Source organism: Natrialba sp. SSL1 (genome assembly GCF_001861355.1).
In the GTDB taxonomy this organism is placed as follows: domain Archaea; phylum Halobacteriota; class Halobacteria; order Halobacteriales; family Natrialbaceae; genus Natrialba.
In genome coordinates this window covers 15593-40936 of sequence record NZ_MASN01000056.1, presented here as the reverse complement: position 1 = coordinate 40936, position 25344 = coordinate 15593, and the positions used below count along the sequence as shown (strand labels likewise).

Genomic DNA, 25344 nt, shown 5'->3' with positions numbered 1-25344 from the left:
TAATCAAACCCTAGCGATTTAATAGTTGCGGGGAAGGCGTGCGTAACTCGTACTAGACCGCCTTTTTCTGGGTGAACGTTTTGGCGCCAAAAGGGACAACAGAAAATTCAATACTCAGTGGTCTCGAGCAGTTACAGCGACAAGTACTGCTGCGACAGCGAGGAGAGTGAGAACCGCAGTCGATATCCCAAGACCATCGTCACTCCCGTCGGTGGAACCGGCTGTGTCATCCGTTTCTTGGGCTTCGTTGGGGTCGATCACGTTTGAATCGCCGTCATCATCGCTGCCATCGGTTTCTGATTCGTTGTTTGTTTCCTCATCGCCGTTCTCATCGGTACCAACGTCGTCGCCGTTCCCGTCGGTATCACCGTTCTCGTCGGTATCCGCCTCGTCGTCACCCTTGTCGCTTTCCTCGTCGTTCACTTCCGTGTCATCGTCGTCCGTCCCCTCGTTGTCATCTGTTTCGTCTTTGTCATTGTCATCTGTCTCACTATCCCCGTTGCTGTCATCATCACCAGTGTCGTCGTCTTCATCCTCAGCTGAGTCAGTAACCGTTAGCACACTTCCTTCGACAACTGCGTTGGGGACTTCGTAGCCTTCGACTGTGTCATCACCGATGACAGCTCCGTAGACCTCGTAGGTGTCAGTTCCAAGTGCAGACATCGACTTGGTCGCGCTGTAGCTCGTTCCATCTGTGTGCTCAAGCGTCAGCTCTGTTGCCGTGTCGCCACTCCAGATAACGAGTTCGAACTCATCAGGATGGCCATCAATACCAGCTGATTCAACTGTCGCGTCGAAGGTTACGTCCTCTGTGTCATCGACTGTAGCGGGATACTCAAGTGAGATATCGTATCCTTGTACGACAACAGGTATGACTGCCTCTCGATCCTCGTCTGTTTCTAGAGTGAGCATGTAGCCACCGGGTTCGATTGACTCATCGATCTCGAACTCCAGTGTGCTATCCTCATCCTTCTGAGCTTCTATCTTTGCGTCTGTGTTGTATAAGAGTAAATCATACTCTGTTGTGTCACTTACATCGACCTCGAGTGTCTCTCCCTGTTCTACAACAGCAATTTGGTCGACTTCATAGTCGTCTCCCCTAATATCTACGGTCTCAGTCGGCGTATCAATCGCTGGATCGGCAGTCATCTCGGCGTCTGCTGTTGCAGCGACGGCGGTCACACCGATTATCGCAGCAGCGAAAACACCGGCAATGAGGAGGGCAATCAGTCCGAAATTCCGTCTCATGTTTCGTAATCAATCAGGGACAAATAAAGTCTTTTCCCTAATAAAGTATGCCAATTTTATACATAGGTGGGGGACAAGCTCAACAACTTCATTGTAGCTGAATATATTCTTTCGCAAGCAAGTATTGCAAACTCACCGATAGACTGAATCACTCTACTAAGACTGGTAGACAATTAAGGTGTTGAGGAGCTAGACGATTGTCCAGTCAGAAGCAGCGCTTCAAAGTCATCGACATCGTTGTACTGCTCTTGATGGAGTAACGCCTTCTCTCCAAGAGTCGTAATCTCGTAGAGTCCAGATCGCTCAGCCGGTCCTATTTTTTGTACAAGTCCATAATCAGCAAGCATTGGAAGACGCGTGTTGATATTTGCCCGTGATTTGCCGGTATGATCTGAGAGGTTCATAGCTACATTACGACCAGTTTCCTTGAGTGCTGCTAGAATGAGAAAGTCTGTTGGCTGGCGAAGTTTCATACTAGTCTCAGTCGCAAGCAGGTAGGGGTATCAAATATTTCTGTTGGCCAATTGGTTTGTCTGTTAATCCTGGGACCGAACATATTCTGCACCATCGACAACCAGACCGAAAATTCGTCTTGTTATTGAAGTTACTAGATATTTTACTGTGGCAGTCAAAATACCATATTTAGGCCGGCAGTTCGAGTGCCTTGGGACTTGGACCCGAGCGGTTCACAGTCTGTTTGTTGTTTCATAAAATTTCGAGGGGTTTTGTTCTGCTCAGACGCCAGCCTGCAACGATAGCCGCGATCGTTCCAACAACGAGTGCGATGGCAAATCCACCAAGTAGTATATCAGATGATGTTTGGACGAGGCCATCGAATCCAACAACTGCTGTGGCAATCTGGTTCAACAGCTCAACTGCTGGTGTGGTAAGAGCCACACCAAGTAGTCCACCCGCGAAACCGATTGCCAGTCCTTGCCCGATGATAGAACCAATGAGAAGTGAGGATGAGACTCCTTGAGCAGTCAACGCAGCAAAGGCCTCTCGTTGCTGATAGACAACCAGTGCGAGCAAGTTAAACGTCAGTGCGACACCTGCACCAATTGCGAGGACAACAAGCGCAGCACCCGCAGCAAGCACTAGGGCTTGTTCTTGGAGGACGCTCTCGAGTTGCTCCTGATTTGTCTGGATCTGATACTCAGGGTGGGACGATTCGAGATCAGCTTGGACTGTTTCTGCGTCGGCGCCGTCAGCTAGCGTGATCGTGATGAACGTCGCTGGCTCCGTCCGGGTCTCACCGGTTGCTTCGTGGAGTTCACTCAACGGCATCACAACCGTCGATGTTCCAAGCATCCGCTCAAATGTAGGTGAGAATCCGACGACGGTCACTTCAGTATCGCGGGCAGCAGAGAGAGTTCCGCCGACGTATAGTGTATCCCCAGTGTCGACATCGAGTGTTGCTGCTGTTTCCTCATCAAGCAGAATCTCGTTTGTCCGTTCTCCGTCATAGCTTCCGTTAGCGTAGTATGTATCTCCGCTGAATCGCTCTCCCTCGGTTACTTGGACAGATGGTCCACCCCCAGAGACACCAGCACCGACGAACGTCTCAAAGTCCGCTGTCGGATCAGTCCCAACGTAGATGGTTTGGAAGGCCATTGGGATTGCATGCTGAACATCCTCGTGAGATTCCATCTCGCTGGCAACGGTCCGGGAATCATAGAGGGAGTTTTCGAAGCCACCACCACCAGCAGTCGTCAGTCGGGTCTCACCAGCAGTCACCCAGAGATCCCGGTCTGCGGACTCGAACTGTTGGTGTCCGGTATCGATAACACCCATTCCAGCGCCGGCAAGCAGTGTCATCGACAAAACAGCGAGCGCGACACCAATAATGGCTAATCCGAGCCGAAGGCGATGATGACGGAGCTGGGCAGTCGTAATGGCAGTCGCAGCACGCACCCGAGCGGCCCATCGACGGACCGTCCCCCACCACTGTGTCCCTCGCCCCGCCATTAGGGGACACCTCCGGAAACGCGCCGCGTCAGTACCAACAGGTACGGAAGCGAAAGGACACCAATGAGCAGTCCCACACCTCCTCCATAGAGGAGAAACCACGATTCTGAGAGGGCGATTGGTTCAGTCGTGAGTAGTTCCAGGGCAGCAGTATTGACTGCCCAGATCCCACCCATCCCCGCAACTGCACCGAGGAATCCACCAATCCCTGTGACAACGATCGTCTGGATCCCGACAAGTGTCAGCTGACTTCGAGTCGAGATACCGATCGCAGCAAGCGTCGCCAGTTGACGTTGGTCGGCAACCACCTCGAGGCCGTTCGTCGTCAACACAAACAGAGTGCCGACCGAGATAGCGATGATAAACGCAGTCAACGCAAGTGCTAGCGGGAGTTCTGAGTCCATTGCTTCGCTGGTCGTTAATTCTCCTCGCGTGAGGACTTCTGATTGGGGATATACACTCTCGAGTGTTGTTTCGACTGCTGGTGAGTTCGTCCCCACGATGAACTGATCGGCCTGGTCATGCTCGGCAGCACCTGTCAGCGTCTGTAGTTCGCTTAACTGTACGACTGCGGCTGGAACATTACCCACTGTATCAGAACCGTCGTCGACACCAGTGACAGTGAAGGATTCGTTGCCCGCAATCGTTAGCTGTGTCCCCGACTCAGCGTCAAGCAGAGTAGACGCACTCTCAGAGAGCACGACATCACCAGTCCAAGTTCCATCATATGAGTCATCGGCATAGTACGGATCACCATCGGAGAGCCCATCGGTTGTAACGCCGGTGACAGAGTCTAACCCAGGTTCGTTAATGACACCGATGACGAGGATGAATTCAGTTTCTCCATCGGCCTCCAGTTGGAGTACCTGTGAGAGAACAGGCGTTGCAAACGTGACTTCGTCCGTTCTGAATTGCTCGGTCGAATCATGGACCGACCCAAAGCGTGGGTTGTCCGTCGCAAGGAGCGGTGAACTACTACCGCTATCTTCGGGTACGACCCAGTAATCGATATCGTCATCATAGATTGTCGTTCCAGTTGCGAGTCCAAGCCCGAGTCCAGTGACGATAACGAGTAATGCGATAATCGCAGCAACACCGAGAATACTCAACTGCATGCGTCGCTGATCGGTCCCAACGGTCCGTGAGATCGTCCGACGAACGCCGACACGAATCAAACCGATCCAGCGGGTGAGACGCGTCCGAGCACTCATATGTCTGCCTGTTCGGCCCCCACTCGAGTTCCATCTCGAAGCTGGATGATCCGGTCAGTAATCTCGAGGGTGGGCTGGTCATGAGATGCAAGAACGACTGCACGATCGGTTGCAATCCGCTTGAACTCCTCGAGAACGCGCTGACCCGTGTCGGTGTCGAGTTCGCCAGTTGGTTCATCAGCAATGATCAGTGTTGGATCTGTTGCGAGTGCCCGTGCAATGGCGACACGCTGTTGTTCACCACCGCTGAGTTCACCTGGCCGATGACTGATTCGGTCTTCAAGACCAACACGGGTAAGGAGTGTCTCAGCCCGTTCACGGCGCTTTCGTGCACCCACCCCGAGTTCGACTAACGGGAGTGAAACGTTTGCACGCGCAGAGAGTGAGTCGACGAGATGGAAGTGTTGAAAGATAATGCCAACGTGCTCGAGTCGGAGTCGAATCCGTTCCCGCCGGGAGAGTGTTGCGAGATCCTGGTCTTGGAACTGAACGGTTCCAGTTGTCGGGGTTTCAAGCCCGGCAAGCAGATGTAAGAGTGTGGATTTACCACTGCCACTTGGGCCAGCGAGGCCAACGATCTCGCCGGCTTCGATAGCGACTGACACCTCATCGAGGGCAGTTACCGACGGGGGTTCTGGTCGACCCAGCAGTTTGCCAACGCGACCGGGTTCCGACCCGCGTGTGTATACTTTAGTCACATCAGTTGCGTGGACAACCGGTGACCGATCGCCCTCAGTAGGGCGAGAGACAGAAGTGGCAGCGGGCGACATATTCGGAACAGTCGTGTACTCACAAATGAAACTATCGCTCTGATTGGTATTTTTTGGGGCGGGAAGAAACCCCGAGCATTTACGATGGCTGAGTGATCCTACTTGACTAGATGGCGACTCACCGACGAATGCAGTTTATTCGCGGGCAAGTAGCGTGGATGCTCGCGGTGGTTCTCTCGCTTACGCTCTTGGGATCATTCTCCTATGAGTTGTTTTTCGTTCTCTCGTTGATCGGCCTGTTAATAGTCACCGAACTGACGGCTCCCTTTGCTGTCACTCCGGACTGGCGACGCCGACTTCGGTGGGTGATTCTCGTTGGGCTTGTTGGCTTTGGTGTAATCGTTATCCGGCGGATCCTCGAGATTCTTCCACCCGAGGTGCTTCCATGGTAGTCTTGAGACACTGTAGTGCCGTCTCTGAGGTGAGTCGATGAATCCACTCGAGTGGTTCCGTGACCGGAATTCACGAACTGGGATTGATTGGCCTCGAGTTCTACTGGCAAGCCTCCTTGTCGTTGTTTGTAGCGGGTTGCTCATCGCCGCAACGACCTCGACAGTGGCATTCGGCCCGTTCAATCCATCCTGGAACGGCATGTCTGAGTTGCATACGCAGGTCAACGACGAGCCAGGTGTCGAGAGTGACCTCGTTCGAGAGACAACGCGGTATACAGACCACCAGCCAAATGAAACGGTGGCAGTTGTCGTTGCGCCGGATGACCCCTACACTGGAGACGATGCTGTGCGTGTTGCACAGTTTGTTGCTGATGGGGGAACGCTGGTCGTCCTCGAGAACTTTGGAACAAACGGCAACCAGTTGCTTGCGGACGTCGGTGCAGAGACCCGCGTTGATGGCGAATTGCTTCGTGACCATCGGAGCAATTATCGAGGCCCGTCGATGCCGATTGCGACCGGCGTCGCGAACCACACATACACTTCGGATGTTGAACAACTAACGCTCAACTACGCTGCGTCGGTTGAATCACAGACGGGCACTGTCTTGGTTGAAACAAGCGATACTGCATACCGTGATCTCAACCGAGATGGTGAACTCAACGATGATGAAGAGCCCGGTGCGTATCCTGTAGCAACAGTCGAAACTGTTGGATCGGGGCAAGTGATCACTGTCGGGGACCCCAGTATTGCGATCAATGCGATGATCGACGAACCAGACAACGCAGCGTTTCTCCAAGCTATTTATACAGACGCAGACCAGGTCCTGATCGATCTCTCCCACGCAGATAATCTGCCACCACTTGCTGGGGCAGCGTTGACGCTGCGAGAAACGCCGCTATTACAGGTGCTTGTGGGAGCAATAGGAATTGGACTTATTGCAGTGGGAACCCACTCTCGTGATCGGCTCCGCTCTGTCGTTATCACCGCCTCCTCGCGGGTGAGGCCAGGTACATCTCGGGCTATGTCTTCGAATAGTACTGTCGTCGATACTCGAGTACCGACACTCGATGATGAGCAGCGTGCAGCGATACTTCGTGAGCGACATCCCGACTGGGATGAAGAACGCATCTCGCGAATTATAACAGCGCTTAACCATACTGGATCGGAACAGGGGGACAACAAATGAGCGCCGACCAGTTGAACGATGGCGACGGCGATTCAGCCCAGCTGCTGCCAGAAGCCCTCTATGAGAATATTCGGTCAGCGGTAGATCAGGTTCTAATCGGCAACGATGCAGCAGTCGAACAGCTCACGATCGCGTTGCTAACACGTGGCCACGTCCTTCTCGAAGGCGTCCCCGGGGTCGCCAAAACGACGCTTGCAAATCTCTTTGCGCGTGCAACGGGGCTTGAGTACAACCGTATCCAGATGACACCCGACATCCTGCCGGCAGACATCACGGGGACACACATCTACCGTGAGAACGCTGGCGAATTCGAACTCCAGCGTGGGCCGGTCTTCTCAAATCTGGTCGTTGCTGACGAGATTAATCGTGCAACACCGAAGACACAGAGTGCCCTTCTCGAGGCGATGCAAGAACGGAAGGTGACAATCGAGGGCGATACTTTGGATCTCCCAACGCCGTTTATGGTTATCGCAACACAGAACCCACTCGAGATGGAGGGTGTGTTCGAACTCCCGGAAGCACAACGAGACCGGTTCCGGTTCAAACTGCACATTGACATTCCAGAGCGGGCGGATGAACGTGAACTGCTTGACCGCTTTGATGATAATCCAGATTTGGGTCCAGAAACGGTCGAGCAAGTCGTTGAGCCGGCACAACTACTCGAGGCACGCGAGATCGTTGCTGATGTCCATATCGCTGCCCCGGTCAAGGAGTATGTGCTAGATCTGGTTTCTGCATCCCGAACCCACTCCGATGTCACACATGGCGGCTCACCACGCGCAGCGCTTGCGTTCCTCGAAGGTGCCAAAGCCCGCGCAGCAATCCATGGTCGTGAGTATGTGATCCCCGATGACGTGAAAACGCTCGCCGACTCAATTCTCACTCACCGACTTGTCTTGAGTACCGATGCTGATCTGAGCAACGTTCAGCCAGAGGACATCATCGAAGAGATCGTCAGTTCGGTTGAGCCGCCGAGTTCGGATGTCGGCGCCATACAGTCACACAGTGGTTGAGGTACAACGATCTTTGCTGGTTGATTTTGGGCCACAAGTCGAGTAGTGGGGACAAACTTGTGGCCCGAAATCGGGTGTGTGTCAGATTCAGGTCGATGAATCGGACAATGGTGTCTACCGCACTACGGCGGCAGCAGGGCGAGGAAGGGTGTCTCGAAGCGCGTGGTCTTGGCAACGACGACGCTACCTCCTCGCCACATGGGTGGTAGGATGAGACAGCCATCAACCTGTTGGCCGAATCCTGGATTCGATGTACAACCTCGCTACGCTTAACCATATGACTTTTGTCAGACAGACTCAAATCAGATAGTGATAATGAGACGACTTACCGTTGTAGCAGGAATTGCACTGATTGCGCTCCTGATTATTGCCCTCGTTCGCCAGGGAGACACCACTGTCGACGAATACGATCCGATCGAAGACTACGAAGAATCCACACAGGACTGAAGAGGGCGGCTGCATCTGATTATCCTCCAGGTTTTCTTTGCTGGAAACCGCAGAGAGTGGTCAACTAGAGCTATGTTCAACACGGTCCCACCGACAGGTAACGAGCCAGTCCGCTTGACCAGAGTCTGGTGACACTTCAAGCGTAATTGGCTGGTCAAGGCCCGTGGCAAATCCAACAGCAAGGAACGATCCAATTGGATGATCAAAGCGATCGGCAGGGCCGAACGCACTGCCGGTAATGGCGACTGTTACTCGGTCGTGTTCAGGATCGCTATCGACATCGGTGCTGCGAGCGAGTTCAAACTGCTGAACGAGTGCATCGGTCAACTGCTCAGCAAGCACTGGTGGGGTGGTTGCAAGTTCTCCAGACAGTCCACGTTCGAACTCGCGGAAGAGTTCGGCTCCGGTTGGAGTTAACAGCAATCCACGACTATCTTCGTCGACAACGATCGGCCCCGACCGTGAATCGGGGATGGTAAATTCAGCATGCTGGGGTACGTATAGCTCTGCAGGTTCACTCTCACCTGGTACGTACATTTGCTCATCGCGCAAGCCAAGTTCATCGGCGATCCCTGCCAGATTTGTTGTAGTGGCAGTGTAGACACGTTCACCAACATCAGCAGCGACGAATTGAGTTGGCGTCAGATAGTACGTGAGCAAGGCGCCAAAGAGACCAGTTGCACCAAGCCCAATCAGTACCTCACGTGCGGCCGGAAAGAGTACTCCACCGAGGACAGCCAGTATTCCGATGCCTGATAGGCCAAATGCCGTTGTTCGATACTGTGTTCGGCGTGCTCGGACGTATTCTTCTCGTAACCGTTCGTTTTCCTCTGTGAGGAGTTCAACCTGTGCTGTGAGTTCAACTACTTCAGAATCGGAATTGGTGGACTCAGCAACGGTTTCGGCTTCTGTGTCTATCTTGGATGCACTCATCGATCAATCCTCTGTCGTGGATACGTTCGGTTCAGGAACAAGCCCGAGCTGGACAAGTTCGTAGCGGTGCATCGTATACGCTCCCAGGGCAATACAGAGACCGAGTGTTCCTGCTGTAAGCCACACTGGCTGTGTCTGGACTACCAGCCACGTTAGACTTCCAAACACGCCAACACTGGTCAACAGGGCTGCATTCTCAAAGCGACCCCATACTCGGCGAAGCGTCGGTAAGAGGGCCAATGGGAGAAATGCGAGCATGATTCCGACAGCCATCACTGTATCGACCGCTGGAACCAGTGCTGAAAGGACAACAAATCCAGTTGCAATCGCATACGGCGTTCCAAGAGCATACCACATGCCAGCGGTGATGAGCACGATTAGAAGACTCTGTGGACCAACAGCCAGCATTAGCAGGCCCGTACAGACGAGCAGTGCAATGGCTGAGGGAACATCACGTGCTGGCAACGACGCAGTGGTTGGCTGAGTGTTCATGCAGGTTTACCTCGTGGCCGGCGAGCAGACAGCACACTCGAGAGACGATCTTTTGGCCCAACTTCGAGGGCCGTGACACGATTCAATTGTGCAAGGTCGCGCCGGAACGCTTCGAACTCGACATAGCGATCGTATGCTCGTTCGATATCTGCCAATCCACCAGACTCATACAGTACTGTCGGTGCGAGCAACACCATGACGGTATTTCCGTTCTTTCGAGCGGCCGTCACTGCCTCACGGAGTTCGCCTGGATTCGAATCATCCGTACAGATGATCGTCAACTGTTGTGAATTGCGCTGTTGTATCGCCGTTCTGACCGCACCATAAAGTGGTTCTGACTCGATTCTCGTCTGGTAGCTCTTACGGGCTGCATAGAACGGTCGGAGTGTCGATGCAAATGTACCATCCACCCCACTAGCAGTGATCGCCTCAAGTTTCATCCGAGCATCAGCAGTTGTGTTTTTCACACTTGAGTGTCGTCTCTCCGGGCTATGGAGTGATGATGAGTGTGGCTGTGTCGTGGTGGGGTCCTGCTCACCAGTCGTTGGCTCGAGAGTAAGCAGTTCGTGTTTGATTCGATTGTACGTTACTGGTGTCGTTGTCGGCTCGATATGCGTCGTGATTCCAGCATCGCCGACACCGAGTAGTCCAACCGGGTCACCGAGTCGACGCGCACTCCCCATGATCGCGAGTGCAACCTCACGGAGGTACTCGAGTTTCGTTTCGCCAGGCTCACCTGTCATAAGGTCACGTCGCTGATCGATGAGTAACAGCGTTCGACGATCCGTTTCAGCTTCGTACTCGCGCACGTGCGGCGAGGAGAGACGTGCAGTCGCCTTCCAATCGATTCGGTCCATTGTATCACCCGGAATGTACTCTCGCAGTTCTGCGGGTTCGATACCGGATCCGTGGCGGCCACCATCGTGTTCACCGTATGCCGTTGCCAAACGATCACCACCCTCTCCGACGTGAATGGCTCGGGGTTCACGTGGCTCGACGGTTACTGAAGGTGCCGTTCCAATCTGGATTGTCTCTCGAAAGAAATCGTTCTCGACAGTCACTGTCGGGGTGTCGAATTGGTGATGACCTGCAACTGGCCATGAAATGGTGGCCGTGTGGCTCCCGTCTGTTTCGCCGGGGTCGATCGTAACTGAGGGGTGTGTCTCTGCTACTGCTGCTGTTGGGAGACCAGCCTCGATTTCAATCGACAGCGACGATGGTTTAGCGAGTGTTGCGGCCAGGGTGACTGGGATTGAATCGTCAGTTTGGATCCCAGAACGGACTGGAGTCTGTTGGACCTCGAGACGGTCAACTGTCGTTCTGAGTGTTCGCAGAAAGTGGTACTGCTGGGTGACGATCCACGCACCAAGAAGCGCACTCCCAAGGAGCAACACTGGGCGGGCAGCAATAACTGCCAGCAGTCCAAGCAAACCTGCCAGTGCGATTGTTGCCCATAACTGGCGCGTGGGTTGCATATGCGTTCGATACTCCGGGGCCCTGTTGAAGGTACTGATAGAGATTGCTAGCGCATACCTGCGTCTTCAGGCGCAGGTCGAGCGATAGGCAGTGATTGTCCGTTTTCGGAGTGACGCTGAGGTGGATTTCCATCCTTTACTTTCACTCCGCATGGCTGACGTATATGGTGTCCTCTGCCGTATTGATGGGTACAGAACGGATGCCTGGAGTCACGAAGACGCTCGAGTTGCGCCTCGTCGATCCCAATGCCCACAAGCAGCGCAAGCTCTGTGAGACCCGCGAAGCATACCAGCAGGCACTTCAGGCAGCCTTCGACGCCGATTGCACCACTCAGTCAGCCACAAACAACGTCGTTGTCGAGTACGACCTATCCGGCTACGCGAAAAACGCCCTCAAGCAGTACGTCCCGCAACTCTGTGGCGGCAGCTACGATGCCGATGAGCTTCACGACGACCATCCTGTGAAGTTCACTAACGAAGGCGTTCAACTCGACCACAAGCCACAGAACGCCCTCGAGTGGTACGTCAAAGTCCCTCATCACGACGATTACCACCTCTGGATCCCGGTACAGGCGAATCCAGACCAGCGGGATTGGCTGGAAGCGTTGTACGCTGACGACGCCGAGATGGGTGAAAGTCGGCTCTTCGAGCGGGATGGGACGTGGTATCTCCACGTCACCGCCACCCGCGACATAGAGGAACAATCTGCGGCGTCTGCCAACGAGGGGACGCCGGTCGGCGTCGACATCGGAGAAGCGAGTCTCGTCACGGTGTGTCACCGCGACGACTCTGGGTCTCCGGTTCGTCCCAAACTGTGGGCCGACGACGGCAAAACCGTCCGGCAGCTCCGCAAAACCCACTTCACCGCCAAGCGACGGCTTCAGAGACGTGGCAGTGAGCGAATCGCGGAGTCCTACGGTGACGTACTGTGGGACCGGATTGACCACGTGGTCCACCGGGTAACTCGTGAGGTCGTTGAATACGCCGAGTCCGTCGAGAACCCGGTGCTGGTACTGGAAGACCTGACGTACATCCGCGAGAACATGGACTACGGCGCGTACATGAACCGGCGGTTACATGGATGGGGTTTTGCCAAGCTCCACGCACAGATTCGGTACAAAGCCGCCGAAAAGGGGATTCCCGTCGAGACGGTGAATCCCCGGAACACGTCGAAAGAATGCCACGCCTGTGATAAGGTCGGCTCTCGACCACGACAGGCGACGTTCCGCTGTTCAAACGACAGTTGTTGGGTCACAGAATATCAGGCCGACGTGAACGGGGCGATAAACATTGCAGATCGCTACTGTAGTGGAGAGAGTCACCGCCAAAGCGACCGGAATCCTCAGCAGAAGGCTAGTGACGATGACTCGGCTACAGATGGGGCCTCATTGACTGGGCCACAAGACAGCCATGCCGATGCTGAACCCCAGCAGGTGACGCATGGAACGAATGCGTCTTGAAACCAACATGCCGCTTGCTCGGCCTGAAATCCCATGGTGGGATTCCTCCGCGTTCACGCGGGGGAGGAGGTCAATGTCAGCGTTGGTCGCCGGCGTCCTGGATTTCACCGGACGGTTCCAAGCGACCGTGCGGCCTCTGCTGAAATCGTGATCGACTCTGCGTTTCGCGTGACGCCACCGCCCGCGATATCGTTGATGAGCGCGGCCAGACTCGAGAGGTACGAATCGTTGCGCTCTTCTATGATCGTCATGGTGGCCTTGCCCTCGTGATGGACAGCCCGGTTCTCCAGGTATGCGTAGACGAACGTCTCGCGAACGTCATCGGACCCAACCACGAGATAGTCTGGCAGCGAAAGGCGTTGGTCGGCCTTCGGCCCGACGGGAGCGCCGAGTACGGCGAGCACGCGGCCGAGCACAGTACCGTCTTCCGTCGGGCGGGCTTCGTCGGCGCGGCCGTCGCGATCGTCGACGATCTGGTAGTCGACGCCGACCAGTTCCAGCGCGTCGAGTACGTGTGAGTCTTCGCCGCGATGGTTCAGCGCGAACGACGGCCTGTAGTGGCTATCTGCAATTGAGCCGCCGGAAAATACGTTCGCGACCAGCGCGTTCAGCCCGGCGAAGATATCATCGTCGGGCGTGCACTCGAGCCAGCCATACCCGCGGGCGGTGTCGATTGCACGCACAGCGTCAGGTGCCCCGCCCTGGTCGACCCACGTTCGGATGCGACTCCGTGGGAGGTCAAGCGCCGAGGCGGTCGCCCCCGAGCCAACATCGTTCGTGTTCGCATAGCGGGTGGCCGCACGGTACTGCTCGACGGCTTCCCACGTGTTTTCGTAGGCCCCGCCGTCGTAGGTGCGCGCGAGGTCGCGCTCGGTCACGAACGCGGTATCTGTCATACTCGAGTCGTGGTGTCGAGGTGGCTTGGATATTGTCGTTTTCCCGCCTCATTTCGAAATCGCAAGACAGCGTGGGTTCAAGGGGGCGCTGTAGGGTTTCTGCGACCCACTGATTATCAGATTTGAAACCGTTGGCAATTGAGCGTCAGTGGGGTTTAAGGTATGGTAATTTCGTGGAACAATCAGCACCGAATCGCAGCAAGGAAGGATGTACGGTGGGTCGGTGTGGAGCCCCCATCCGTACGCGACTGACTACCATGTCACCGCGTATAACCTTTCTGCTGTGTGGTGTGGATAACCAATGCTAGACGGAAACACAATCCGCAAGAAACTGGTCGGATCGGAAGACGAACGTGCTGTCTCGCCCGTTATAGGCGTCATACTCATGGTTGCGATCACTGTGATTCTCGCGGCCGTGATCGCTGCGTTCGTGCTGGATATGGGCGACATGGGGGATCAGGCACCATCAACCCAGTTTAGTTGGGATGAAGATGTTAGCGATGAGAATCTGGAGATAACGGTTACCGGTGGCGAAGATATCGATCCAGACAACCTCTACATTGATGGCACCCGTGTCTCTGAAAGTGACTGGGACTGGAGTAGTAATGATGCGATAACTGCAGGGGATACCCTTAGCTTAGATGGTTCTGATTCGGAGAACGAGTACGATCCGGGAGATACGATACAGATCGTCTGGGAAGGTGACGGCGAAGGGCAACTTCTAGACGACTACGATACCACTGAGAGTAGCGAGTAATAACCAAACCATAATCATAAACTCATAATAATGCTCGAAACGATTGGTTCGAAACTGCTCGGAGATGAGGATGAACGTGCTGTATCGCCAGTTATAGGTGTTATTCTCATGGTTGCCATTACGGTAATTTTGGCAGCTGTGATCGCTGCATTTGTTCTGGATATGGGTGATATGGGTGACCAGGCACCATCGACACAGTTTAGTTGGGACGAAGATGTTGGTGATGGAACGGTAGAAATCACTATCACTGGCGGTCAAGACATTGATACTGACAACCTAGTGATCGACACCTCTGGTGACGATGGGATGGATGATGAGCGCGTCTCCAATCTGGGTAGTGATGACTACTTCCATGAGAGTGATGATAACGATCGACCATTAGGCGATTGGAGTGCTAGTGAGATTGGTGCCGGTGACTCGATCACACTGGATAGCGATGATTATGACGATAGCGAAGGGGACCTAAACCTTGTTGCCCACTATGACGCGGGCGAGACCATCTACCTCATCTGGGAAGGTGACGGCGAAGGTCAGATCTTAGACGATTACGAAACGTCCGACTAAACCCGACCAGTCCGTATTCTTTTTCGGCGTTGATTCGAGCGCCAGTTCAGAACCACAGCTGGCACAAAAATCGATCACGGAAAACGCTTCGAAGGGGCTACTCAGCCCGATCGGCCACAGCCGCCCCAGAGAGTATTACTTCCGAGCGGCCGCGGCCGTCGACGGGCGCCGCGAGTGTCCCACGAACCAGCTAGCACGAGCGCTGAGTGTCGTCGGCCAGCTCACCCCGCGCACAACACGTTGCGCCGCGAGTAGCCCCCACGTCAACGCTGACCCCGTCGAAAAGCACCAACACCTCACACGGTCGTTCGGTCACAGTTCCTTTCCGCACACGTCACAGTTCGCGCGCTGGCCGATACCGACGGGCAGCCCGGTCGTGAAGGCGTTCTCGACGCTCATCGGTCTCCCCCGATTCGTGGGCCCGATGGGCGCACAGCCACAGAGGCCATGAAATTCCGGGGCTCGCCGTTGCGAACCACGCGCGGGAGCACCGCCACGCCGTCGGTTGGCGTGAGCGTATCGTACTCGACAGTCCCCCAGTCTTCGGGGCCGATCGTGCCGTCGTGCTCTGAGGTTGGGATGGTGAGTGTGTCGGCATCGGTTTCGACCACGCTGGCTTTGTACCGGCGCTCGACACGCTCGTCGGTGTTGGGCTTGCGGTAGGCGTCAAAGAGGAGATGGCATTCGGCGTGGCCACCGACGGCCTTCGGGTCGCGCTCGAGGCAGAACTCATAGTAAACTTGCTCGGCGACGAATCATGAGTTTCTCTTGTTTAGCCACACTGATTCATTCGTGCGTGGGGTGGTTAAACGATCACGATACGTGACTGTCCGTTAAACGGATTAAGTCCACTGATTGTACAATCACTGTCAGCTCACTACTCGGATTCGGTTAGAAAAGGCCGGAAGCGACGAAGCGACGCTCCCCCTCTGATTGTGTGAGTGTCGTGCGTGCGGATGTGTAGGATCCTCGACTAGAACACTTTCGACCCCAAAATCTAGTCTCCTCGAGAATTGATTGTATACATAAAAATCGAGATTAAAACCTCTTCGAGTATCTTCGAACCGGTGACGAATGGCCAGCATACGAGTGAGGCGTTCAGCTACTTGATGGCTGTATTGCTTCCTATCGGATTCAACCCCGGGGTCACGCCCCGGAGAATTGTCCTAAACCTCCTGTAACTAGACAATAATGTTGATTAGCTTTGAATATAGAGAAAGTCCCAATGGGAAAGCCATGGGTTATGGGTCAGTCTAAAACGGGGCCCAAGGAACGTGGTCTATCACCGATTATTGGAATTGTTCTTTTGTTCGGGCTTGTTTCAGTTGTTAGCATCTCACTGCTTGTGGTCGGGGCTGGGCACATCACTGAGACAGAAAAGCAGGTTGAGCAGGAACAAGTTGAACAGTCGTTTATCCAATTGAGTCAGACCGTCGCGACAGAAGGGGTGAGTGGGGACACGGTCTCACATCTTGATCTCGAAGCGGGTGAGTACGGTGCTGTTACATACGAAAACTCGGCAACAATGGAAGTGAACGCGAACAATTTAGAAGACCCAATTAGGGCTGATGTCGGTACGATTGAATGGGAGAACGAAGATGGCACGACAGTTGCCTACCAGAGTGGGGCTGTTTTCCGCGATACCGGCAATGAAACTCGAGTGCTGTCTTCCCCGTCGGTCAACTACGAACTCGATACAGAGACGTTGAACATGCCGATCTACAACGTCTCTGGTCAGCAAACTTTAGATTCAGGCACCATTCGTGTTGATGGGGGATCAATTGGGGCCGAAAGCGAGGTAGCATACATGCAAGAAGATAACGTGACGATCCGCGTTGAGAGCGAATACTACCTCGGCTGGAAACAGCATTTTGAGGAGCAAGCTGGTGATACGATCGTCACAGATTACGGCTCACTCGATGGTGATTTCGGCTACGTCGTTGCTGAACTTGGATACACGCAATTTGAGGATACTTTCGAGGACGGTGTAACCCATTCCGGCATATGTGATGGGCAGGGAGGTGGTCCAGGTGGCGGTCCTCCGGGCGGCGACCCTGATAGCAGCAACTGTGACCAACACGGATGGGGTGTTTCCCAAGGAAACCCCTCCCAGCCGTTGGACTCGGTGGTTGACCAGATGATCAACAACCCAGAGGGCGCAATGGACTCCCACTTCGACGGCGTCTACGAGGAGGGCGAGTCTCTACCTGACGAGTTCGAAAACGAATACGTTCTCATCGATAGGGACCTAAACGGTGATTACATCAAAGCTGATCTGACTAACGGAAATACCACGCTTGCTGTCGACGGCGACATCGAGAATACGGATATCAGGGTTACTGAGAACCACCCCGATCACACCTTGCAAATCTATGCAAACGGAAGTTATCTCAGCGATGGTGCAGACGTCTGTGTAGACGACTGCACCGAACTGAGCGACGGATCGACAATCCAGATCTTCGGGACGTCCGAGATGGGGATCCAGTTCGGTACCGGTGGTGATCCTGACTTCGAGGGGTTGCTCTACGCGGCGAGTGATGAGGAAAGATGGGACCACATTGACCCAACTGGGCAATGTAGTGAATACGATCAGTTGTGCGTCCAAGCAGGGCCAGATATCTATGGGGGTATCGTCGTGAATACCGCTGATATCCAAGGCGGTGGATCTGTGTCGATCGATATGGATCCGGATATCGATGAGGCAGATGTCGACTTCCGCGAGGACCTCCTTCCACCCCAGATCACGTACATCAACGTGGCTGAGCATCAGATGTCCGTCGAAGGAACGTAATCCAATTACCACAGTAGCGACACCAAACGAAAGCAACGAGAAGACAGGTTTTTGCAGTCTGACTCACATTCAGGCACTGTGACGTTCATCGCTGGCCGAACGGCTGTCTTCGTCGCTCTGATCTGTTGTCTATGCTTAGCGATGACGGGAACCGTTGGTGGAGCAGTTCCGTCGGATACAACAGCAGGCTCACCGTCAGCGGAGATGGCCGGTGATCCTACGGCAACAGTAGTTGCATCCCTCAACCCAACTGTGGCCCAGGAGACAGACGATGAGAACGAAACTGTTCGCCATCAAAATCCGGACACCTATAGCGGAGACGATGGTGACGACGAACTTGATCAGTGGCTTTCTGGCTGGCTCTCTGGCCAACTCGAGGAGAGTGCCGTAGAGATCAGTGAAGGCCAGTATGAGACCGCAAATGAGTATATTGACGACGAGTTCGAGGAGCGCCTAGGGCAGTACGTTGATGTCGCTGGTGAGACCAGCGATGATGACGATGACGAGTCAGAAGCCTATGAAGAAGCCCAGCAGGATCAGCAAGACCTCTCTGATTCGGTTGCGGAGTATGAGGAAACTCAGGACGAGTATGAAGAGGCCCGCGAAGATGGCGATGACGAACGGGCTCGAGAGTTAGCGCGAGAACTGGAGGAACTGTCTGCGGAGATTGAAGAGCTGAGTCAATCTGTCCAAAGTCATTATGGCGTTATCGAAGAGGCCACTGGGACAGACCTGACTGATGCAAGTGCTGCAATCGAATCGACGAACCAGTCGGTACAGGCTGATCAAGAGCAGATCAGGGAGGCGGAATTTGACGAGACAACGATCCGCATCACTGCCGTGGAGTCCACAACAGTCTCATTTATCACCCCACTCACAGCCACCGGTGAGATAGAAACCGCAGATGGGGATCCCGTTGCTGGCGAACCAATCCAACTCAACGTCGGCAACCAACTCATTGAGACAGAGACGGACGATTCGGGCGAGTTCGAGTTCGACTACCGGCCAATTTCGATCCCCGCAGGCGAAACTAATCTCACCGTCAGTTATCTCCCCGACGGTGGCTCACCATACTTTGGTTCTGAAACATCTGTTGGGGTCAATGTCGAACAAGTTGAGCCGACACTGACGATCACATCGGTCGATCCAGAGACAGTCGCCTATAACGATACACTCGGAGTCGAGGCAGAACTGCAGGCTGGCGAGCAAGAGATTGACGATGTCCCACTTACAGTCACACTTGGTGAGGAAGACCTTGGTGTCGCCGCCCTCGACGCTGGCGAGCTTGTTTTTGATGGAGCTAGCACTGTTCCTGCAGCAGTGCCATCCGGTGAGCAAAACCTGACAGTGTCGCTGCCGTTCGAAGAGCGGGCACTCGAGTCAGTGACGACTGAGACGACGGTCACAGTGACTGAAACCGACCCTGAGCTGAGCGTTGCTGCAACACAGAGTGAGACAGACGCGGACGAACTGAACGTAACGGGAGACATCACTGTAGCTGGTAGTGGTGTTGAGGGACAATCGATTCAGATTGCTGTCGGTGGCACACCACTCGAGTCAGTGACGACTGAGGGGAGCGGTGAGTTTGAGACAACCATTGCTGTTCCCGAAGATGACACTGACGAGGTAGAGGTCACAGCAGTGTACTCTGGCGATGGAACAAACCTGGCCAGTGCTGAAGCCACTACTGTTGCCGCCATCGTGCAAGGCTCTGCAGGCTCAACCGAGTCGAGTCTACCGGGTTCCTCACGTTCGTCGTGGCTCTGGCTGGCTGGTGGAGTGCTTCTTATCGGAACCGTCGGTGTGGGTGGCCTCTACTGGTATCGGTCACGGCGACCAGCAGAGGAACCTGTTGATCATCCACGCGATGAGACTCCTGGTACTGAGGCACCAACAGCATCTGTAGACTCCGAACTGACAGCAGAATCTGAATCGTCACTCGTCCAGCCACTCTTTTCAGAAGCAACCGACCGACTGGATGAGGGTGACACAGAAGGGGCGGTCCAAACCGGCTATGCAGCAGTTCGACAGTCACTCGAGTCGGAACTCGATTCAGCGCAAGCGACCAGCTACACCTACTGGGAGTTCTACCGCCAGTTCGAGAACAATACGGATACGCCTACGGTCACTGACTCCCTACGTACCGTGACCCAAGGATATGAACAGGCCACGTTCGATGTTAGTGGCATCTCAAAACACGAGGCAGAAACAATCCTTGAACACGCACAGGACCTGTGTCAGACGGGTGTATCTGCCACTTAGCTGAAGAGAGGGCGCTAAGCCCCCGTCCTCAAGAAGCGCTCGAAGAGCGAATCAACAAAGTGCTACATAAGAGCGTGAGTACTTTGTTCTGGTCAACCGCTCCGAGCACGATAGTACAGGACTATATGTGGCACCCGGACAACGTGGTTGCGCCGGGTATTATGCACTGGGTGACCCAATAGGCGGATATGGAACAGCGGTGGGACGAATTTGCAACCGGCATTCGCTCAGGCGATTCCGAGCAGATCAACAAGGCGATCGACGAAATCGAGGAGTTAGATCTTGAGGAACGGATCCAGTTGTACGAGACCTGTTTTGACGAGTTGACCGCTATCTATGCCGACAGCGAGGATGGATACGTTCGACAGTCGACCGTCCGCGTTGCGGAGCGACTGACGCCAGGGATCGCACTGGTGTTCGCCGTCGCCGAGAGCGACCGATCGATCGAGGCAGATATCGAGACCGTTCGGGAACAGACTGACGCAATTGGCGGCTTCCTGCTGGAGGCACTGACAGACGAAGACGGTCGCGTTAGACAATCTGCCAAGCGCGGGCTGAAAGATGTGTTCAGAACCTACGATTCTCTCGAGGACGAGGAGACGGTAGAAGCCCTCGCCGTCGAATTAGACGAGATGGCAACGGAATACTCTGACAAACGCCGCAAACACCTCCTCGAGGCGAAAGAAGACGCCGAGTTTTTCCTCCAATCCGGGTTCGGACGGCTTCTCGAAGGCTTCCAGAAGGAATTCGGCGATTCGCTGGAAAAGTAGAACGAACTGCTAGGACCGCTGAAATTCGTCGTGCCTCCCAGTATCTCGTATCCCTTCACTGGTTCGTTCGACGAACCCGTACTGCTCGAGGTACTCGTATCGACGTTCGATTTCTTCTTCTGATACGTCTAACGTCGACGCGAGTTCGCTGACGGATGTTGCGGTGTCCTCGTCTAACTGCAACCGGAGTTCGTACCCGTTCATGTACCGTTGGTAGTACTCCCGGACGACATCGTCGAGGGGTGTCTGGATACCTTCGTTCTGGTCGAGCCGTTCCAGCGATTCGGAGATCACTGTGACAAATTGCTCACCTCCCAGGAGGTCGACTTGGCGTTCGATTTCGTCTTCGATCACATCGAAATCGAGATCTGTCTGGACGAGTGTCGCCATGTCTCCGATATCGTCCGGACGCTCTGCGACGGACTTGAAGAGAAAGATATCCTCGAACGAAACGAGCCCGACTGAGAAGGACTCGTCCGAAAGAAACGCCTCACTCCGCGCTTGCATTCCGTCGCTGAAATACAGCTTATCGGCAATCTGTCGATAGAAGACATCGAACTGACAGCCGGCATCGTTTCGAACGCAGTGGCGCGCTCCTAACCGATCATACTCCTCACCGAGATCGGTAACTTCCTCATAGCCGAGGCCGTCGAGTACCCCCATTAGACGGCGAAGGGCCGCCTCGTCTACGACGACGAGATCGATATCTTTGGTCGTGTCCTTGAGAGAGGGCTCGTGAAGTGACATTGCGCCACCGCCGATGAGATAGGCATCAACGTCCGTCTGGAGGTGATCTGCGATTTCTCGGAGCTCGGCCTCGATATAATTCCGACCGAATCGTTCACGAGAGCTCATACAGTAATCTCATAGTCTCTGGCCGTTTGTTTGAAGTCTTTCCATTTGGGTAGTTGGTCGGTTGTTGTCGTTCCGTCTGTCTCTAAGTATTCGATGAATTCATCGACGATAGCGCGCAGATCGATCACCGCTTCGGGGAGATAGTGTTCAGCACGCTCCCGTAGTGCCGTTCTCTCGATATCCTGTTGTTGTATCAATAAGAGACAGTACGTTCGGTACCGAGGACCGTCATCGATCAGTAGTGTGTGGCAGACTAATTCTGCGGGAGTAATCTCGGAAAGTCGGTCCGTCCGGAAGTAGTGTCGCCGATCCCTTGTGAGAAGCGGGACATCGAACGCTTCGAACAGGGCAGGCCCGGTCAGGTAAAATCCATCAGCAGTAACGTCACTGTCGCAGGCGAAGAGGAATTCGTTGTGTGTTTCCCAGAGAAAATTGAGTCCACTCGCGTGCCGCTGTGCTTCGCGACGATGTTTCTGGTGGAGCAGTCCTCGAGCGATCGAGGACAACACTGCAAACGGATCGTTGAGACGATACTGGGACTTCGATTTCCCCACGACACCAACGTGCTGAAAGCTATCTAACCGGCGGTAGACCGTCGCCTGACTAACACCACTCAGTTCGGCTAACTCGGTTGCGGTCCGCTTTTGATCGAGATAGTAGAGCACGAGTAACCCAGCACCAGCAATGAGATCGGGTAGATCCATGTGGCTGTACTCCGTGAGAAGTCCCTCGAGTTGCTCGATCGGTTCGATGTCCGTCGGAGAAACCAACTTTTGCCGACCACTTTGCTTGGTTTGGACATAGCCGTAGGTTTCTAATTCGGAGACGATACGTGAGGTGTGGCCAGCGCTCCAGTCGAGTTGATCAGCAAGCGTACTGATACCTATTTCCGACCCATTCCCCACTACAAGATGTGATAATAGACGGAAGTGACTCTTGTCTACCATGTAGTCTCATATTACGAAAGAGATTTATAAATCCCTTTCGTTACTTGAGACGATATGAATGGAAGCCAATAAGTAGTGTTTCAAACATTACTGATAGCTAAAGGGTTTTGTGATGGAAACTATTGACACCAAAGGTAATGTCACTGTGACTGTGACACATTATTTTCCCCCAAGAGGTCGACTTGGCATTCGATCTCGTCTTCGATCAAAGGCGGAGGAGGATGTCAATCCTCTTGGTCGTTGAGTCGGAATGCTACCCGGACTGGTTCTGGGAGCGGTGGTCGTGGGGCTGCTTCGTGGCGCTCGATCTTCTCAGGCTTCCGCGTTTTCTGGTGGACAGCTCGCGCCATTGGAACACCCTTGAGGTAGTTAAAATCGCCGAGGATATCGACACCGTACTCGGTAAAGCCGTAGAATTTCCAGGGCAACCCGCGCTTTTCCTTGTTAGGCGAGTGCTCGTAGATCTCAAGGATCTCTGCGTCGACGAGCACGTCCAGTTGCTCTTGCACAGTCTTTTTCGATTTACTTGGGATGAAATGATTGAGTTCGTCCGCTGACGCGAGGAGTTCCGGGTGGCCGAGAAGCGTCTGAATGATACTGTGACGGGTTTCCTGCGACAGCAATTCCATCAACTCTCGCTGCCGCTCCAAGGGGTTTTCCTCCTGATCGGGTTTGGAGTGTGGGGAGATATCGGCCATGTTACCCGAACGTACAATGCCAGGTCACATAAGCACTCGGGGTTAACTTCCCCAAGTCAGACCAGTATGGTTATCAGGCTATATTTCCTCATTGGTTGGTATGCCGAAGATACCGGAGAATACTGAAGAACTCACCGACTACATCCTGGACGACGTCCTCTACGGTCTAGAACTCGACCCAGTAGATAGCGAACGACTCCTCTCCTACATGCGACATCGACACGAACACCTCTTCGGTCCGCACTCGACGTATTTCGTTCTGGGGAGTTACGAACCACCGTTCAAATACCGTCTCGACGAAGCGCTCGATGTGCTAAACCATCGGCACGATTCCTACGCGTACCTACTCGCCACGCAACCCGATCTCGATGTATCAGACGACATCCCCGACCTCAAAGTAAAGTTTTTCATTCACGCCCTCTATGCGGATTCGGTCCCACTAATTCTCGAACACGACACTGGTGGGGCAGTCGCAGAGTTTGGACGCATCGAACGCCCGACGCTACTCGACCGTACATATCTCTTCCCTCGGGCGCAGGAGGAACACTACGAAGATGAGTCGCTGCTCACAACAGAAGACGCAATACGTGCTCGAGCAGTCGAGTTAGCGTACCATGCTAATGACCTCACCGAGGAACTGAGTACACTCGCTGACCAGGCCCGTGACCACGGTCTAGACATCTCAGTGCAGGATCTCGAATCCTACCTAGAGACCGAACTCGGCGGTCGCACCCCCTCGTATAGCGGCGTAATCACTGACTCGCTCGTCCACCTGGAATCGTTAGACCAGTGTTTTTCGTGGACGACGACGGCGAAACTCGAAGAACAACTGTCGAACGTACCGTGACCAATCTCGAAAACGCGACACTCCCGTCTCCAATTCTTCGAACGCCAATTCCAAAGCCCGCTTAAAGAGACCTCCATCTTTCTACATCACTGCTGAAATCGGGGCCTTGATATCTTTTCTGGCACTGCTGGACCACGGCTGATGACCGGTTGGTTTTTGTTAGCCTCGTCGTTACGTAGGATCGAATGTCTACGTCGCGTTCAGTGGTGGCGATGCTTCCGCGGCCAGTACGAACGCTGCCAGCTGATCTCGCTGCTGTCTTTGTATTTGTTGCCCTGACTAATATCGCCGTTCTTGCGCCGATTCTCAAAGAGACACCGCTCCGGATTCCGCTTGGGTTGATTTTTGTCCTGTTTATTCCAGGCTATGCGTTCATCGCAGCACTGTTTCCAGAAGCTGGTGAGTCACCACTCTCGGACGAGTCGGAGGGTGACACAACAACGGATTCAGAGTCTGGGTCAACGTGGGGGTCAGACAGAGAGTGGGGAACAGATACAGCGTCTTCTGGGGCTGCAGACGAAGCCGACACAGATCGACTGTGGGAACGCGGGTTTAGACGGTCTGGGATCGATGGAATTGAGCGTGTTGCACTCTCGTTTGGCCTTAGTATTGCGATCACTCCGCTTCTGGGACTCGTATTGAATTTCACGCCGTGGGGGATCCGCTTGGTCCCAATCATGATTACAGTGAGCCTCTTTACAGCCCTCGCAACGGCAATTGCGGCTGTTCGTCGGTGGAACCTCCCTGCAGATGAGCGGTTCCAAGTGCCGTACAAATCCTGGTATGCTGCCGGTCGAGCAGAGTTATTCGAACCAGACGATCGAGCAGATGCCGTGTTGAACGTCTTGCTCGTCGCATCTGTGGTGCTTGCTGTTGGGACCGTTTCGTTTGCCATACTGGTTCCGCCAGAAGGAGAGCAGTTCTCGGCAGTCTACATCCTCACTGAGGATGATGACGATGAACTCGTCGCAGACAACTATCCGACCGAGTTTACCCAGGGGGAGTCCGAAGAGATCGTCCTTGGTGTTGACAACGATGAACACCGGACGGTCGAGTATACGGTGATACTCGTCGAACAGAACATCACCCAGGTCGGGAACGAAACAGTCGTCGAAGAGCAACGCGAACTCGAACGATTCGAACCGCAACTAGCCCACAACGAGACCTGGCATCATCAACACGATATTGAGCCAACGATGACGGGTGAGGATATTCGACTCGTCTGGCTTCTCTATCCTGATGCAGTTCCAGATGAGATTTCAACGGAGACCACGGACAACTACGTCCATCTCTGGGTTGACGTTGAAGAACAGGTTGCAAGCTGAACCGTTCGCATACTCTGATTGTTTCCTAAAACAGTAC

25 protein-coding genes are annotated in these 25344 nt (G+C 54.2%); 12 read left to right on the top strand and 13 right to left on the bottom strand.

Annotated features, from left to right (window positions below; all coding sequences use genetic code 11):
* Nucleotides 1-114: 114 nt before the first annotated feature.
* The 5 genes from BBD46_RS18885 to BBD46_RS18870 form a co-directional block, all read right to left on the bottom strand.
* A complete protein-coding gene (locus tag BBD46_RS18885) occupies nucleotides 115-1248 on the bottom strand; it encodes a hypothetical protein (protein WP_071403221.1) in 1134 nt (377 codons plus the stop codon).
* Between the two features lie 173 nt (nucleotides 1249-1421).
* Nucleotides 1422-1721: a winged helix-turn-helix transcriptional regulator gene (locus BBD46_RS21935; RefSeq protein WP_084777828.1), complete on the bottom strand. Its 300-nt coding sequence runs from the start codon at nucleotides 1719-1721 to the stop codon at nucleotides 1422-1424.
* 232 nt (nucleotides 1722-1953) lie between these two features.
* Nucleotides 1954-3216 (bottom strand): ABC transporter permease, encoded by a 1263-nt coding sequence (locus BBD46_RS18880; RefSeq protein WP_084777827.1) that lies wholly within the window; start codon nucleotides 3214-3216, stop codon nucleotides 1954-1956.
* The gene (locus BBD46_RS18875; RefSeq protein ID WP_394326839.1) at nucleotides 3216-4331 is read right to left on the bottom strand and encodes an ABC transporter permease; all 1116 of its coding nucleotides are present in this window, start codon (nucleotides 4329-4331) and stop codon (nucleotides 3216-3218) included. Before BBD46_RS18875 ends, BBD46_RS18880 begins: the two co-directional genes overlap by 1 nt.
* 92 nt (nucleotides 4332-4423) lie before the next feature.
* Nucleotides 4424-5197, bottom strand: coding sequence for an ABC transporter ATP-binding protein (locus tag BBD46_RS18870; RefSeq protein ID WP_071403219.1), 774 nt, complete (start codon nucleotides 5195-5197; stop codon nucleotides 4424-4426).
* A gap of 128 nt (nucleotides 5198-5325) precedes the next feature.
* On the opposite strand from BBD46_RS18870, the gene BBD46_RS23280 reads away from it, so the two are divergent.
* The 4 genes from BBD46_RS23280 (at nucleotide 5326) to BBD46_RS23390 (ending at nucleotide 8235) form a co-directional block, all read left to right on the top strand.
* On the top strand, nucleotides 5326-5589 hold the full coding sequence (locus BBD46_RS23280; RefSeq protein WP_071403218.1) for a hypothetical protein: 264 nt from the start codon (nucleotides 5326-5328) through the stop codon (nucleotides 5587-5589).
* 37 nt (nucleotides 5590-5626) lie between these two features.
* Nucleotides 5627-6775, top strand: coding sequence for a DUF4350 domain-containing protein (locus BBD46_RS18860; protein ID WP_071403217.1), 1149 nt, complete (start codon nucleotides 5627-5629; stop codon nucleotides 6773-6775).
* Complete coding sequence (locus tag BBD46_RS18855; protein ID WP_071403216.1) at nucleotides 6772-7788, top strand: AAA family ATPase; 1017 nt, start codon at nucleotides 6772-6774, stop codon at nucleotides 7786-7788. Before BBD46_RS18860 ends, BBD46_RS18855 begins: the two co-directional genes overlap by 4 nt.
* Nucleotides 7789-8103: 315 nt before the next feature.
* Nucleotides 8104-8235, top strand: a complete 132-nt coding sequence (locus BBD46_RS23390; RefSeq protein ID WP_256375004.1) for a hypothetical protein — start codon at nucleotides 8104-8106, stop codon at nucleotides 8233-8235.
* A 60-nt stretch (nucleotides 8236-8295) separates the two neighbouring features.
* Here BBD46_RS23390 and BBD46_RS21930 read toward each other — a convergent pair whose 3' ends face one another.
* The 3 genes from BBD46_RS21930 to BBD46_RS23450 are packed head-to-tail and all read right to left on the bottom strand — an operon-like array spanning nucleotide 8296 to nucleotide 10607.
* Entirely contained in the window at nucleotides 8296-9168 is an 873-nt protein-coding gene (locus BBD46_RS21930) for a hypothetical protein (protein WP_084777826.1), read from the bottom strand.
* A 3-nt stretch (nucleotides 9169-9171) separates the two neighbouring features.
* Entirely contained in the window at nucleotides 9172-9660 is a 489-nt protein-coding gene (locus BBD46_RS18840) for a hypothetical protein (RefSeq protein ID WP_071403213.1), read from the bottom strand.
* A complete protein-coding gene (locus BBD46_RS23450; RefSeq protein ID WP_343124138.1) occupies nucleotides 9657-10607 on the bottom strand; it encodes a DUF58 domain-containing protein in 951 nt (316 codons plus the stop codon). Before BBD46_RS23450 ends, BBD46_RS18840 begins: the two co-directional genes overlap by 4 nt.
* Nucleotides 10608-11335: 728 nt before the next feature.
* Between BBD46_RS23450 and BBD46_RS18830 the strand changes: the two genes are divergently transcribed.
* Nucleotides 11336-12595: an RNA-guided endonuclease InsQ/TnpB family protein gene (locus tag BBD46_RS18830; RefSeq protein ID WP_071403237.1), complete on the top strand. Its 1260-nt coding sequence runs from the start codon at nucleotides 11336-11338 to the stop codon at nucleotides 12593-12595.
* 104 nt (nucleotides 12596-12699) lie between these two features.
* On the opposite strand, the gene BBD46_RS18825 is transcribed toward BBD46_RS18830, so the two are convergent.
* Entirely contained in the window at nucleotides 12700-13491 is a 792-nt protein-coding gene (locus BBD46_RS18825) for a hypothetical protein (RefSeq protein WP_071403211.1), read from the bottom strand.
* 301 nt (nucleotides 13492-13792) lie between these two features.
* Between BBD46_RS18825 and BBD46_RS18820 the strand changes: the two genes are divergently transcribed.
* Nucleotides 13793-14248 carry a type IV pilin gene (locus BBD46_RS18820; RefSeq protein WP_071403210.1) on the top strand — a complete coding sequence of 152 codons (456 nt, stop codon included), beginning with the start codon at nucleotides 13793-13795 and terminating at the stop codon, nucleotides 14246-14248.
* 30 nt (nucleotides 14249-14278) lie between these two features.
* A complete protein-coding gene (locus tag BBD46_RS18815; RefSeq protein WP_171908251.1) occupies nucleotides 14279-14812 on the top strand; it encodes a type IV pilin in 534 nt (177 codons plus the stop codon).
* Nucleotides 14813-15207: 395 nt separating this feature from the next.
* Here BBD46_RS18815 and BBD46_RS23275 read toward each other — a convergent pair whose 3' ends face one another.
* Entirely contained in the window at nucleotides 15208-15423 is a 216-nt protein-coding gene (locus BBD46_RS23275) for a hypothetical protein (RefSeq protein WP_071403208.1), read from the bottom strand.
* Nucleotides 15424-16037: 614 nt separating this feature from the next.
* Here BBD46_RS23275 and BBD46_RS18805 point away from each other — a divergent pair.
* From BBD46_RS18805 to BBD46_RS18795, 3 genes are all read left to right on the top strand, one after another.
* Nucleotides 16038-17603 (top strand): DUF7289 family protein, encoded by a 1566-nt coding sequence (locus BBD46_RS18805; RefSeq protein WP_071403207.1) that lies wholly within the window; start codon nucleotides 16038-16040, stop codon nucleotides 17601-17603.
* 204 nt (nucleotides 17604-17807) lie between these two features.
* Nucleotides 17808-19865, top strand: a complete 2058-nt coding sequence (locus BBD46_RS18800; protein WP_253184607.1) for a hypothetical protein — start codon at nucleotides 17808-17810, stop codon at nucleotides 19863-19865.
* A gap of 188 nt (nucleotides 19866-20053) precedes the next feature.
* Nucleotides 20054-20635 (top strand): hypothetical protein, encoded by a 582-nt coding sequence (locus BBD46_RS18795; protein WP_071403205.1) that lies wholly within the window; start codon nucleotides 20054-20056, stop codon nucleotides 20633-20635.
* Between the two features lie 9 nt (nucleotides 20636-20644).
* Here the strand turns inward: BBD46_RS18795 and BBD46_RS18790 are convergent, their stop codons facing one another.
* From BBD46_RS18790 to BBD46_RS18780, 3 genes are all read right to left on the bottom strand, one after another.
* The gene (locus BBD46_RS18790) at nucleotides 20645-21490 is read right to left on the bottom strand and encodes a DUF6036 family nucleotidyltransferase (RefSeq protein WP_071403204.1); all 846 of its coding nucleotides are present in this window, start codon (nucleotides 21488-21490) and stop codon (nucleotides 20645-20647) included.
* Complete coding sequence (locus BBD46_RS18785; protein ID WP_253184606.1) at nucleotides 21487-22437, bottom strand: helix-turn-helix domain-containing protein; 951 nt, start codon at nucleotides 22435-22437, stop codon at nucleotides 21487-21489. The genes BBD46_RS18790 and BBD46_RS18785 overlap by 4 nt, the downstream gene beginning before the upstream one ends.
* Before the next feature lie 224 nt (nucleotides 22438-22661).
* Complete coding sequence (locus BBD46_RS18780; RefSeq protein WP_071403203.1) at nucleotides 22662-23135, bottom strand: hypothetical protein; 474 nt, start codon at nucleotides 23133-23135, stop codon at nucleotides 22662-22664.
* A gap of 100 nt (nucleotides 23136-23235) precedes the next feature.
* Between BBD46_RS18780 and BBD46_RS18775 the strand changes: the two genes are divergently transcribed.
* Together BBD46_RS18775 and BBD46_RS18770 are read left to right on the top strand one after the other, a co-directional pair.
* The gene (locus tag BBD46_RS18775) at nucleotides 23236-23982 is read left to right on the top strand and encodes a hypothetical protein (RefSeq protein ID WP_071403202.1); all 747 of its coding nucleotides are present in this window, start codon (nucleotides 23236-23238) and stop codon (nucleotides 23980-23982) included.
* Between the two features lie 185 nt (nucleotides 23983-24167).
* Complete coding sequence (locus BBD46_RS18770) at nucleotides 24168-25307, top strand: DUF1616 domain-containing protein (RefSeq protein ID WP_071403201.1); 1140 nt, start codon at nucleotides 24168-24170, stop codon at nucleotides 25305-25307.
* The last annotated feature ends 37 nt before the right edge of the window (nucleotides 25308-25344 follow it).

Coding starts and splice junctions, on each gene's coding strand:
- BBD46_RS18885 (WP_071403221.1), bottom strand. CDS start 1,248: ATGAGACGGAATTTCGGACTGATTGCCCTCCTCATTGCCGGTGTTTTC.
- BBD46_RS21935 (WP_084777828.1), bottom strand. CDS start 1,721: ATGAAACTTCGCCAGCCAACAGACTTTCTCATTCTAGCAGCACTCAAG.
- BBD46_RS18880 (WP_084777827.1), bottom strand. CDS start 3,216: ATGGCGGGGCGAGGGACACAGTGGTGGGGGACGGTCCGTCGATGGGCC.
- BBD46_RS18875 (WP_394326839.1), bottom strand. CDS start 4,331: ATGCAGTTGAGTATTCTCGGTGTTGCTGCGATTATCGCATTACTCGTT.
- BBD46_RS18870 (WP_071403219.1), bottom strand. CDS start 5,197: ATGTCGCCCGCTGCCACTTCTGTCTCTCGCCCTACTGAGGGCGATCGG.
- BBD46_RS23280 (WP_071403218.1), top strand. CDS start 5,326: ATGCAGTTTATTCGCGGGCAAGTAGCGTGGATGCTCGCGGTGGTTCTC.
- BBD46_RS18860 (WP_071403217.1), top strand. CDS start 5,627: ATGAATCCACTCGAGTGGTTCCGTGACCGGAATTCACGAACTGGGATT.
- BBD46_RS18855 (WP_071403216.1), top strand. CDS start 6,772: ATGAGCGCCGACCAGTTGAACGATGGCGACGGCGATTCAGCCCAGCTG.
- BBD46_RS23390 (WP_256375004.1), top strand. CDS start 8,104: ATGAGACGACTTACCGTTGTAGCAGGAATTGCACTGATTGCGCTCCTG.
- BBD46_RS21930 (WP_084777826.1), bottom strand. CDS start 9,168: ATGAGTGCATCCAAGATAGACACAGAAGCCGAAACCGTTGCTGAGTCC.
- BBD46_RS18840 (WP_071403213.1), bottom strand. CDS start 9,660: ATGAACACTCAGCCAACCACTGCGTCGTTGCCAGCACGTGATGTTCCC.
- BBD46_RS18830 (WP_071403237.1), top strand. CDS start 11,336: ATGCCTGGAGTCACGAAGACGCTCGAGTTGCGCCTCGTCGATCCCAAT.
- BBD46_RS18825 (WP_071403211.1), bottom strand. CDS start 13,491: ATGACAGATACCGCGTTCGTGACCGAGCGCGACCTCGCGCGCACCTAC.
- BBD46_RS18820 (WP_071403210.1), top strand. CDS start 13,793: ATGCTAGACGGAAACACAATCCGCAAGAAACTGGTCGGATCGGAAGAC.
- BBD46_RS18815 (WP_171908251.1), top strand. CDS start 14,279: ATGCTCGAAACGATTGGTTCGAAACTGCTCGGAGATGAGGATGAACGT.
- BBD46_RS18805 (WP_071403207.1), top strand. CDS start 16,038: ATGGGAAAGCCATGGGTTATGGGTCAGTCTAAAACGGGGCCCAAGGAA.
- BBD46_RS18800 (WP_253184607.1), top strand. CDS start 17,808: ATGGCCGGTGATCCTACGGCAACAGTAGTTGCATCCCTCAACCCAACT.
- BBD46_RS18795 (WP_071403205.1), top strand. CDS start 20,054: ATGGAACAGCGGTGGGACGAATTTGCAACCGGCATTCGCTCAGGCGAT.
- BBD46_RS18790 (WP_071403204.1), bottom strand. CDS start 21,490: ATGAGCTCTCGTGAACGATTCGGTCGGAATTATATCGAGGCCGAGCTC.
- BBD46_RS18785 (WP_253184606.1), bottom strand. CDS start 22,437: ATGGTAGACAAGAGTCACTTCCGTCTATTATCACATCTTGTAGTGGGG.
- BBD46_RS18780 (WP_071403203.1), bottom strand. CDS start 23,135: ATGGCCGATATCTCCCCACACTCCAAACCCGATCAGGAGGAAAACCCC.
- BBD46_RS18775 (WP_071403202.1), top strand. CDS start 23,236: ATGCCGAAGATACCGGAGAATACTGAAGAACTCACCGACTACATCCTG.
- BBD46_RS18770 (WP_071403201.1), top strand. CDS start 24,168: ATGTCTACGTCGCGTTCAGTGGTGGCGATGCTTCCGCGGCCAGTACGA.